Below are 10074 nucleotides of genomic sequence, written 5' to 3' on the forward strand. Positions count from 1 at the left end.
GGGCGGCGCGGGGGGGGGGGGGGGCCCCCTCCCGGGGGGGGGGGGGGCCCGGGGGGGCCGCGCCCGCCCCCCCCCCCCCCCCCCCCCCCCGCCCCGGGCGCGGAAGACGCCCCGGCGGCCACTGGTGATTTCACCGATGGCAACCGCTGTGCCTCCCAGGAATCTGGGTCGGGTCAACGCACCCCCGACCCCGCATCCAGGAGGGCTCCATGCGTCTGCGCTCCCCACGCCGGCTCCTCGGCGTACTCGCCGCCACCACCGTCGCCTTCAGCCTGTTCTCGTCCGCCCCGGCGGTCAGCGCGGCGGCCTCCCCGGCCGCCGCGACCGTCCCGGCCTCGTCGGCGAACGCGGCCGCTCAGCCGCTGTCGACCGGCACGCCGGTCGTCTTCGTCCACGGATACACCGGCAACGCGTCCAACTGGGTCACCGCCATGAGCGTCTTCCGGCTCAACGGCTGGTCCAGCTCGAACCTGTTCGCCTACGAGTACAACTCCTACGGCGACAACGTCACCAACGCCCGCGGCCTCGCCTCGTTCGTCGACAACGTCAAGGCGCGCACCGGTGCGAGCAAGGTGGCCATCGTCAACCACTCGATGGGCGGCCTCGTCAGCCAGTACTACCTGAAGGTGCTGGGCGGCAACACCAGCGTCAGCCACCTCGCCTCGATCGCCGGCGCGAACCACGGCACCACCTACGCCGGGGCCTGCCTGATCTACACCACCTGTCAGCAGATGTACCCGGGCTCCTCGTTCATCTCCCAGATCACCGCGGGCGACGAGACCCCGGGTGCCACCAAGTACGCCACCTGGTACTCGGCGTGCGACGGCATCATCATCCCGTACACCAGCACCCGGCTGAGCGGTGCGACGAACAACAACGTGGTCTGCCAGACCCACATCGGCTACCTGGCGGACACGGTGGTGCTCGGACAGATCGCCCGCTTCGTCGCGTCCTGACCCACACCCCGGACGGGCGCCGCAGCCCGCCTCCCCGGACGGCCCGGCTCCCGCGCAGCGACACGGGGGCCGGGCCGACCGGTACGACGGGACGTCAGCCCGCGGCGACGGCCGCCCGCGTGTCGCCCCCGGCCTCGGCGAGACGACGGGCCGCTTCCCCGGCGGTGCACCGCGCGAGCAGCATGACGACGGCGGTCTTGGCGTGTCCCCCCGCGGCACTCAGCGCCTCGGCGGCTGCCTCGGGGCCGGCACCGGTCGCCTGGACGACCATCCGGCGGGCCCGGTCGACGAGCTTGTCGTTGCTGGCCCGCACGTCGACCATGAGGTTGCCGTAGACCTTGCCCAGACGCACCATCGACGCCGTCGAGAGCATGTTGCAGACCATCTTCTCCGCCGTACCGGCCTTGAGCCGCGTCGAACCGGTGACGACCTCGGGGCCCGTGGGCACCTCGATCGGGAGGTCGGCGTAGCGGCTCACCACCGCGTCCGCGTTGCAGGCGACCGACACCGTGACGGCGCCCTTGGCGGCGGCGTGCTTCAACCCGCCGACGACGTACGGGGTACGGCCGCTGGCGGCGAGACCCACGACGGTGTCCCGTTCGTCCACTCCGATCGCGTCCAGGTCGGCGACGGCCCGTGCCGGCTCGTCCTCGGCTCCCTCGACCGCGACGGCGAAGGCGCCCGGGCCGCCCGAGAGCAGGCCGACGACCTGCTCGGGGGAGGTACCGAAGGTCGGGGGGCACTCCACGGCGTCGAGCAGGCCGATCCGCCCGCTGGTGCCGGCGCCGAGGTAGATCAGCCGCCCGCCCAGACGCAGCGACCGGGTGACCGCCTCGACGGCGGCGCCGATCTCCGGGAGGGCGTCGCGCACCGCCAGGGCGACGCTCTGGTCCTCGGCGTTCATGACGGAGAGCAGTTCGGTGACCGGCATGCGGTCCAGGTCGGTGGTCCGCTCGTTGCGGGTCTCGGTGCCGAGCGTGCTGAGGTCCACGGCGCGGTCGTCCTTTCGGTGCTGGGACATGCGGTCGGGGTCGGGGGCTGCGGTCAGCCGCCGGGGGAGCGGCGCTGGGCCTGCGGGCGCCTGCGGCGCTGGACGGCTCCGTAGGTCTTCTCCAGCGCCGCGGTCGTGGCGTCGAAGGACCGCTGCGCGACCCCCACGAAGAGACAGTCGATGAGCGCCAGTTGGGCGATGCGGCTGGCGGTCGCGCCGGAACGGAACGGTGTCTCCCGGGCACACGTGGCCAGCACGAGGTCCGCGCCCGCGGCGAGGGCGGAGCGCGGCGCGTTGGTGAGCGCGATCGTGGTCGCACCGCGCTCGGCGGCCACCTGGAGGGGTTCGACGGTGTCCTCGGTCTCCCCGGAGTGCGAGATGGCCAGGGCGACGTCGCCCGGTCCGAGCAGGGCGGTGGCCGTGAGAGCGGCATGCCGGTCGGTCCACACGAAGGCCGTGTGGCCGATGCGGTGCAGCTTCTGATGCAGGTCCTGACCGACGAAGGCGCTGGCGCCCACGCCGAAGATGTCGATCCGCCGGGCACCCGCCACGGCGTCCACGGCCCGGCCCAGGACCTCGACGTCCAGCCCCGCCCCGGTGTCCTCCAGGGCGTGCATCTCGTTGTAGACGATCTTCCGGACGATCTCGTCCAGCGTGTCGGTGGCGCTGATGTCGGTGCCCGGCGCCGGGCGGTCGCCCCCGCGCGCGTCCTCGCGGGCCGCGGCGGCGGCCAGCGCGAGACGCAGCTGCGGATAGTTGGCCATGCCTATCGCCCGGCAGAAGCGCATCACCGTCGCCACCGACGTGTCGGCCCGTTTGCCGAGCGCGCTGATGGACAGCTCCGACGCCTGCGCAGGGTCGGCCAGCACGGCCTCCGCCACCCGCCGTTCCGAGGGTGCCAGGGACGGCAGCGCCGCCCGGATGCCCGCCAGGGTCCCGGCCGGGGACGCGTCCTCGGCGGGCCGGTCCGTCGCGCGGCGTCGTTCCTGGTGGGGCATGGGCCGTTTCCCTCCCTGGGCTGGTGGCCGACACAGTAACCACGCCCCCGCGGTAAGTCAAAAAGTTACGCTGAAAATCGACCGACGTTACTTATTGACATACGGATGTCGGCGTTCCGATACTCGCTGGACCGTGATCCGCACCCGTCACCGGCCTCCCGGGCCGTACGGTGACCGACCGACGTGGCGGATCCCCGGACACGAAGGCGTGCCGTATGACATCAGCAGTGGCGGTGGACCTGGGCAAGACCGGCTGCCGAGCCGTGCTGTGGGACGACACCGGCTCCGTCCAGGAGACCCACGACGTACCCGGCGCCCCCGGGCTCGCCACCCGCGACGGAGTGGCGGCGGCCCGCGCCGCCGTGTGCGCCGCCGTTCTGCCGCTGCTGGAGCGGCGGCCCGCGCTCCGGCCCGCGACCCTCTGCGTGGGCGCCGCGGGAGCCGCCTCCGCACCGGAGGCCTCCCAGGCCCTCGCCGAGCGGCTCCTGGCGGACCTGCCCGTGCCCCGGGTGGCCGTCACCAGCGACGCCGTCACCGGTCATGCCGGCGCGCTGGACGGGCACCCCGGCGTGGTGCTCGCCATCGGTACGGGTTCCGTCGCCGTCGGCATCGGGGCGGACGGCGCCCTCGCCCGCGTGGACGGCTGGGGCCCGTGGCTCGGCGACGAGGGCAGCGGCGCCTGGATCGGCACCGCCGGACTGCGGGCCGCGCTGCGGGCCCACGACGGGCGCGGGCCGGCCACCGCACTCCTCGACGCCGCCGTGGAGCGTTTCGGCCCCCCCGACCGGCTGCCCGCCGCCGTCGACCGGGACGGCACCCCGGCGCGCACCGCCGCGTCCTTCGCTCCGGAGGTGGCACGCGCGGCCGCCGCGGGGGACGGCGCCGCCGCGGGCATCGTGCGCCGGGCCGCCGCCGCACTGGGCGAGACCGTCCTCACCGCGGCCCGCCGGACCGGCGGCGCCGACGCCCTGCCCGTCACCCTGACCGGTGGACTCACCGGCCTGGGCGAGGTGCTCCTCGGCCCGCTGCGGGCCTACCTCGCCGACGCCCCGGAGCCCCTGCGGCTCCAGGCCCCGCTCGGCGAACCACTGGACGGCGCGCGCCTGCTGGCAGTGAACTCCGGCCTCCCCCACGAACCCCACGTCGTCCGCGCCGGACGGCCGACGTCCGCCCGCACTGTCCCCACCGTCCCCACCCGGCCGGCTCCGCCGACCGTCGCTTAGGAGTCAGCGTGCGTCAACTCGACCTCGTGGTGATCGTCGTCTACCTCGTGGCGATCGCCTGGATCGGCCTGCGGCTGGCCGGCCGGCAGAAGACCTCCAAGGACTACTTCGTCGGTGAAGGCCACATGCCGTGGTGGACCGTGGCCTTCTCCGTGGTGGCCACCGAGACCAGCGTGCTCACCGTCATCAGCGTGCCCGGCGGCGCGTACAGCGGTCAGGCCTTCGGCAACGTCGAGCTCGCCCTCGGCTACGTCATCGGCCGCGTCGTCGTGGCCGCCGTGCTGATCCCCCTGTACAAGCGCGGCGGATTCGTCAGCGCCTACCAGTACCTCGGCAGCCGGTTCGGGCTGAGACTGCAGGGACTCGCCTCGGTGACCTTCGTCTTCACCCGGCTCCTCGCCGAGGGCGTACGGCTCTTCGCCTCCGCCATCCCCATCAAGCTGCTGCTCGACGAGTTCGGCGTCCACGCGAGCTACCGCGTCATCATCATCGCCGTCACCGCGGTCACCGTCCTCTACACCTACCTCGGCGGCATCAAGGCGGTCATCTGGACCGACACCATCCAGATGGTGCTGTACGTGGGCGGCGCCCTCCTCGCCATCGGCGTCCTGTCCGCCCACGTCGGCGGCGACGGCTTCGCGCAGGCCCTGCACGCGGGCAAGTTCCAGCTGTTCGACACCGACTTCGACCTGGCCCACATCCTCACCAGCCCGTTCGCCCTGCCCACCGCCATCATCGGCGGCGCCATCTTCGCCATGGCCAGCCACGGTTCCGACCAGCTGATGGTCCAGCGCGTCCTGTCCACCCGCTCGCTGCGCGACGGCCAGAAGGCCATGATCGCCTCCGGTGTCTTCGTCACCGTCCAGTTCGCCGCGTTCTCGCTCGTCGGAGCGCTCCTGTGGTCCTACAACAAGGGCCGCAGCTTCGAGGAACTCGGCCTGAGCAGCACCGACAACCTCTATCCGGAGTTCATCCTGCACGGGCTGCCCGTGGTCGTCTCCGGGCTCCTGGTGGCCGGCATCCTCGGCGCCGCCATGGGATCCCTGTCCTCGGCGCTCAACTCCATGTCCAACTCGACGGTCGCCGACATCATCCACAGCTTCTTCCGCAGCACGCCGTCCGAGGAGTTCCTGCTGAGGATCGCCCGCGTGATGACCCTCGTGTGGGCGGTGCTGATGGCCGTCTTCGCCTGCGCCTTCAGCACCAGCACCGGCAACGTCTACCTCACCGGCCTCACCATCGCCGGCTACACCTACGGCGCCCTGCTCGGCGCGTTCCTGCTCGGCCGTCTCGTCCGCCGGGCCAACGAGACCGACTCCGTCGTGGCGTTCCTCGTGACCATCGCCGTGATGACGTACCTCGTGCGCGGGGTGAAGATCGACGTCACCGTCGCGGGCGCCACCGTGCCGACGGGCATCGCCGCGCAGTGGCTGGTGCCGATCGGCGTCCTGGTCACCCTGGCCGTCGGCGCCCTGATGAGCCTCTTCCACCGGGCCCCGCAGGCCACGGAAGCCGTCGGCGGCACCGACCCCGATCGCAGCGAGACGGCCGCCGTCGGGAAGTAGCGGCGCGCACGCGCCGCAGCGCCGGGGCCTTTCCGGCCTTCGACAAGGCCCCGGCCCCCGTACCCTGCCGAGAACATTCCTGGAGCAGCCATGCCGCAGCCACAGCAGACCCCGGCCACGGGCCGCACCACGCACCGGGAGGCGTCGTGCGCGTGATCGGCCTGATGTCGGGCACCTCCTACGACGCCATCGAAGCCGCCGCCGCGGACCTCACCCTGGACGGCGACACCCTGCGCCTGCGGCCACTGGGACACCTCTCCGTCCCCTACCCGGACGAGCTGCGGGACCTGATCTCCGCCACCCTGCCGCCGGCCGCCACGACCACCCAGGCCGTGTGCGCCCTGGACACGGGGGTGGGACAGGCCTTCGCCGAAGCCGCCGGGCGCGCTCTCGGCGAACTGTGCGACGGCGCCGCCGACCTGGTCGTCTCGCACGGCCAGACCGTGCACCACTGGGTCGAGGACGGCACCGTCCGCGGCACCCTCCAACTCGGCGGGCCCGCCTGGATCGCCGAGGCCACCGGCCTCCCGGTCGTCTCCGACCTGCGCAGCCGGGACGTCGCCGCGGGCGGTCAGGGCGCTCCGCTGGTCGGCATGACCGACACCATGCTGCTGCGCGCGCTGCCCGGCACACCGGCGGCCCTCAATCTCGGCGGCATCGCCAACGTCACCGTCGTCGCGCCCGGCGCCGAGCCGCTCGCCTTCGACACCGGACCGGCGAACGCCCTCCTGGACGCGGCCGTACGGCACTTCACCGACGGCGCCGCAGCCTACGACGAGGACGGCCGCCGGGCGGCGGCGGGCCGCACCAGCCCCGCACTCCTCGGGGCACTGCTCGACGACCCGTACTACGCGAGGCCCGCCCCCAAGAGCACCGGCAAGGAACACTTCCACCTGCCCTACCTGCGGCGGGCACTGGAGAAGGCGCCCACACCCGAGGCCGACGACGTCCTCGCCACCCTGACCAGGCTCACCGCCGTCACCGTCGCCGGCGCCTGCCGCGACCTGGGCGTCACCGAACTCGTCGTCTCCGGCGGCGGCGTCCGCAACCCCGTCCTGATGCGCATGCTCGCCGACGAACTGCCCGGCGTGCCGCTGCGCCCCAGCGACGCCCTGGGGATTCCCTCCGACGCCAAGGAGGCCCTGGCCTTCGCGATCCTCGGCTTCCTCACCGTCCACGGCCTGCCCGGCACCCTCCCCTCGGGCACCGGCGCCCGCAGGGCCACCCTCCTGGGCAGCATCACCCCCGGGCGGTCCCCGCTGCGCCTGCCCGAACCCGCGGCCCGCGCGCCACGCCTGCTGCGGATCACCGATCCGGCCCGCCCGTCCGCCGACCAGCCGTAGCGAGGAGCCCATGCCCACCAGCCCCGCCCCGCCTCCCGCCGCCGGGCACCCCGCCGGCCTGGCCGAACTGCTGGCCGGCTGCGTCGACGACCCGTCCCGGGTGACCGTCGAGGTGCCCCGCCGCGTCGCCGCCGCCCACGACGCGTCGCCCTACCTGTTCACACCGCGGGCCGTCGTGCACGCCGCGACCGCCGCCGAGGTGGGCGCGCTGATGGCCGGGGCACGCGCCGCGGGCCTGCCCCTGACCCTCCGCTCGGGCGGCACCAGCCTGTCGGGACAGGCGGGCGGCGACGGCGTCCTCGTGGACGTGCGCAGCCACTGGCGTTCCGCCGAGGTCCTCGACGACGGCCTGCGCATCCGGCTGCAGCCCGGCCTGACGGTACGCCAGGCGAACGCGCGGCTCACCCGCTACGGACGCCGGCTCGGACCGGACCCGGCGAGCGAGTCGGCCTGCACGATCGGCGGTCTGGTCGCCAACAACTCCAGCGGCATGAACTGCGGCACCCGGGACAACGCCTACCGGACCATGGAGTCCCTGCAGGTCGTCCTGCCCTCCGGCACCGTCGTCGACACCGCGGCCGCCGACGCGGACCGGGCCCTGCGCGCCCGCGAACCCGAGCTGCACGCCGGGCTGCTGCGACTGCGCGACCGCGTACGGGACTCACCGGCCTCCCGCGCCACCGTCGAGCGGCTCTTCTCCCTGAAGAACACCATGGGGTACGGCCTCAACGCGTTCCTGGACCACACCGCACCGGCCGACATCCTCGCCCACCTGATGATCGGCAGCGAAGGCACCCTCGGCTTCGTCGGGGAGGCCGTCTTCCGCACCGTGCCCCTGCTGCCGCACACGGCGACCGGCCTGCTGGTGCTGCCCGGCCTCGCCGAGGCCACCGACGCACTGCCTGCGCTGCTGGCCGCCGGCGCCCGCACCGCCGAACTCCTCGACGCCGCGTCCCTGCGTGTGGCGCAGCGGTCCCCGGACCCGGTGGACGCCCTGCGCGGGCTGCGCGTGGAGCGGCACGCGGCGCTGCTTGTGGAGTTCGCCGAGGACAGCGCCGCGCTGCTGGAGGAGCGGACGGCGGCCGCGCAGCCGGTGCTGGACCGCCTGCCCGCCGTCGGCCCCACCACCCTCGTCCGCGACCCCGGAGTCCGCGCCCGGCTCTGGCACCTGCGCAAGGGCCTCTACACCGCCGTCGCCGGAGCACGCCGGCCCGGAACCACCGCGCTGCTGGAGGACATCGCGGTCCCCATGGAACGGCTCACCGGCACCTGCGAGGGACTGACCGGCCTCTTCGACCGGCACGGCTACCAGGACGCGGTGATCTTCGGCCACGCCCGCGACGGCAACCTCCACTTCATGCTCACCCAGGCCTTCGACACCCCGGCGGAGACCGAGCGCTACGCCCGCTTCACCGACGCCATGGTCGATCTCGTCCTCGACGCCGGCGGCACCCTGAAGGCCGAGCACGGCACCGGACGGGCCATGGCCCCCTTCGTCCGCCGCCAGTACGGCGACGAACTGTACGACGTCATGCGGGAACTGAAGCGGCTCTGCGACCCGCACGGGGTACTCAGCCCCGGCGTGCTCATCGAGGACGATCCGGCCGCCCACCTGCGCAACCTCAAGAGCGTCCCGGAGGTCGACCCGGCCGTCGACGCGTGCGTCGAGTGCGGTTACTGCGAACCGGTCTGCCCCACCGCGGACGCCACGACCACGCCCCGGCAGCGCATCGTCCTGCAGCGGGAGATCGCGCTGGCCGTCGCCGCCGGGGACGAGGAGCGCAGGCGTGCCCTGGAAGCCGACTACGCGTACGCCGCCGTCGACAGCTGCGCGGCCGACAGTCTCTGCGTCACCGCCTGCCCGGTCGTCATCGACACCGGAGCCGTGATGAAACGCCTGCGCGCCGAGCGCCACGGCGCCCTGTCCCAGCGCGCCGGGAACGCCGTCGCCCGGCGGTGGGGGAGTGCCGTGAAGGGCGTGCGGCTGGCCCTGGACACCGCCCACGCCGTGCCCGCGCCCGCCGTCCGAGCCGCCACGGACACGGTCCGGCGGCTCGGGGCGGCGGAACTGGTGCCCGCCTGGACCGACGACATCCCCCGCGGCGGCCCCGCCCGGCCCGCGCCACGGCGTCCCGCCGGCGCCCGGGCGGTGTTCTTCGCCGCCTGCATCGGCAGCGTCTTCGCCCCGGAGGCGGCCCCCGACGGCGCGGGCGGCGCGGGCGGCGCGGCGGCGGCCTTCCTGCGGCTGTGCGACCGGGCCGGCGTGCCCGTCACCGTGCCCGAAGGGCTGGCGGACCTGTGCTGCGGCACCCCCTGGCAGTCCAAGGGCTACACCGCCGGACACCGCACGATGGCCGCCCGCACCCTGCGGGCCCTGTGGCAGGCGAGCGACGAGGGCCGGCTGCCCGTGGTCTGCGACGCCTCCTCGTGCACCCACGGCCTGGAACAACTCCCGGCCGTCCTGGACGAGTCCGACCGTGCCCGCTTCGCGTCCCTGCGCTTCGTGGACAGCGTCGTCTTCACCGCCGAGCACCTGCTCCCCGCGCTGCCCGCGCCGCGCCGGCTCGGCAGCCTCGCCCTGCATCCCACCTGCTCCACCGTGCACCTGGGGATCGACGACGCCCTGCGCACCGTGGCCGCAGCCGTCAGCGACGAGGTCACCGTGCCCGACTCCTGGGGCTGCTGCGCGTTCGCCGGCGACCGGGGGCTGCTGCACCCGGAGATCACCGCCACGGCCACCGCCGCCCAGGCCGCCGAGATCACGGAACGGAGCCACGACGCCTACGCGTCCTGCAACCGCACCTGCGAGATGGGCATGAGCCGCGCCACCGGCCGCCCCTACCGGCATGTGCTGGAACTCCTCGACGCGGCCACCGAATGAACCGGCCGGGGGGGGGGGGGGGGGGGGGGGGGGGGGGCCCCCCCCCCCCCCCCCCCCCCCCGCCGCCGCGTTGGCGGCCGGCCGGACCGCCGGAGGTGCCGCCGGCCGCGGCCACCG

The 10074-nt window shown here is 74.3% G+C and carries 7 protein-coding genes; 5 read left to right on the forward strand and 2 right to left on the reverse strand.

From position 1 onward, the window contains the following. The first annotated feature begins 209 nt into the window (after positions 1-209). Entirely contained in the window at positions 210-956 is a 747-nt protein-coding gene (locus tag ACGF3H_RS32405; protein ID WP_362492939.1) for an alpha/beta fold hydrolase, read from the forward strand. Between the two features lie 94 nt (positions 957-1050). Here the strand turns inward: ACGF3H_RS32405 and murQ are convergent, their stop codons facing one another. Both murQ and ACGF3H_RS32415 read right to left on the reverse strand, forming a co-directional pair. Next, positions 1051-1977, reverse strand: a complete 927-nt coding sequence (murQ, locus tag ACGF3H_RS32410; RefSeq protein WP_362492942.1) for an N-acetylmuramic acid 6-phosphate etherase — start codon at positions 1975-1977, stop codon at positions 1051-1053. 23 nt (positions 1978-2000) lie between these two features. Beyond that, positions 2001-2945, reverse strand: coding sequence for a MurR/RpiR family transcriptional regulator (locus ACGF3H_RS32415; protein ID WP_362492944.1), 945 nt, complete (start codon positions 2943-2945; stop codon positions 2001-2003). 215 nt (positions 2946-3160) lie between these two features. On the opposite strand from ACGF3H_RS32415, the gene ACGF3H_RS32420 reads away from it, so the two are divergent. The 4 genes from ACGF3H_RS32420 (at position 3161) to ACGF3H_RS32435 (ending at position 9957) form a co-directional block, all read left to right on the forward strand. Next, complete coding sequence (locus ACGF3H_RS32420; RefSeq protein ID WP_393816569.1) at positions 3161-4168, forward strand: N-acetylglucosamine kinase; 1008 nt, start codon at positions 3161-3163, stop codon at positions 4166-4168. 8 nt (positions 4169-4176) lie between these two features. After that, on the forward strand, positions 4177-5733 hold the full coding sequence (locus ACGF3H_RS32425; protein WP_362492950.1) for a sodium:solute symporter: 1557 nt from the start codon (positions 4177-4179) through the stop codon (positions 5731-5733). Positions 5734-5879: 146 nt separating this feature from the next. Next, a complete protein-coding gene (locus ACGF3H_RS32430; protein ID WP_362492953.1) occupies positions 5880-7076 on the forward strand; it encodes an anhydro-N-acetylmuramic acid kinase in 1197 nt (398 codons plus the stop codon). A 10-nt stretch (positions 7077-7086) separates the two neighbouring features. Beyond that, positions 7087-9957, forward strand: coding sequence for an FAD-binding and (Fe-S)-binding domain-containing protein (locus ACGF3H_RS32435; protein WP_362492956.1), 2871 nt, complete (start codon positions 7087-7089; stop codon positions 9955-9957). The last annotated feature ends 117 nt before the right edge of the window (positions 9958-10074 follow it).

Origin of the sequence: Streptomyces sp. NPDC048185, from assembly GCF_043202495.1 — a bacterium.
Taxonomy (GTDB): Bacteria; Actinomycetota; Actinomycetes; order Streptomycetales; family Streptomycetaceae; genus Streptomyces.

Excerpts from the sequence above, each read along its gene's own strand:
- ACGF3H_RS32405 (WP_362492939.1), top strand. The coding sequence starts at position 210 with ATGCGTCTGCGCTCCCCACGCCGGCTCCTCGGCGTACTCGCCGCCACC.
- murQ (WP_362492942.1), bottom strand. The coding sequence starts at position 1,977 with ATGTCCCAGCACCGAAAGGACGACCGCGCCGTGGACCTCAGCACGCTC.
- ACGF3H_RS32415 (WP_362492944.1), bottom strand. The coding sequence starts at position 2,945 with ATGCCCCACCAGGAACGACGCCGCGCGACGGACCGGCCCGCCGAGGAC.
- ACGF3H_RS32420 (WP_393816569.1), top strand. The coding sequence starts at position 3,161 with ATGACATCAGCAGTGGCGGTGGACCTGGGCAAGACCGGCTGCCGAGCC.
- ACGF3H_RS32435 (WP_362492956.1), top strand. The coding sequence starts at position 7,087 with ATGCCCACCAGCCCCGCCCCGCCTCCCGCCGCCGGGCACCCCGCCGGC.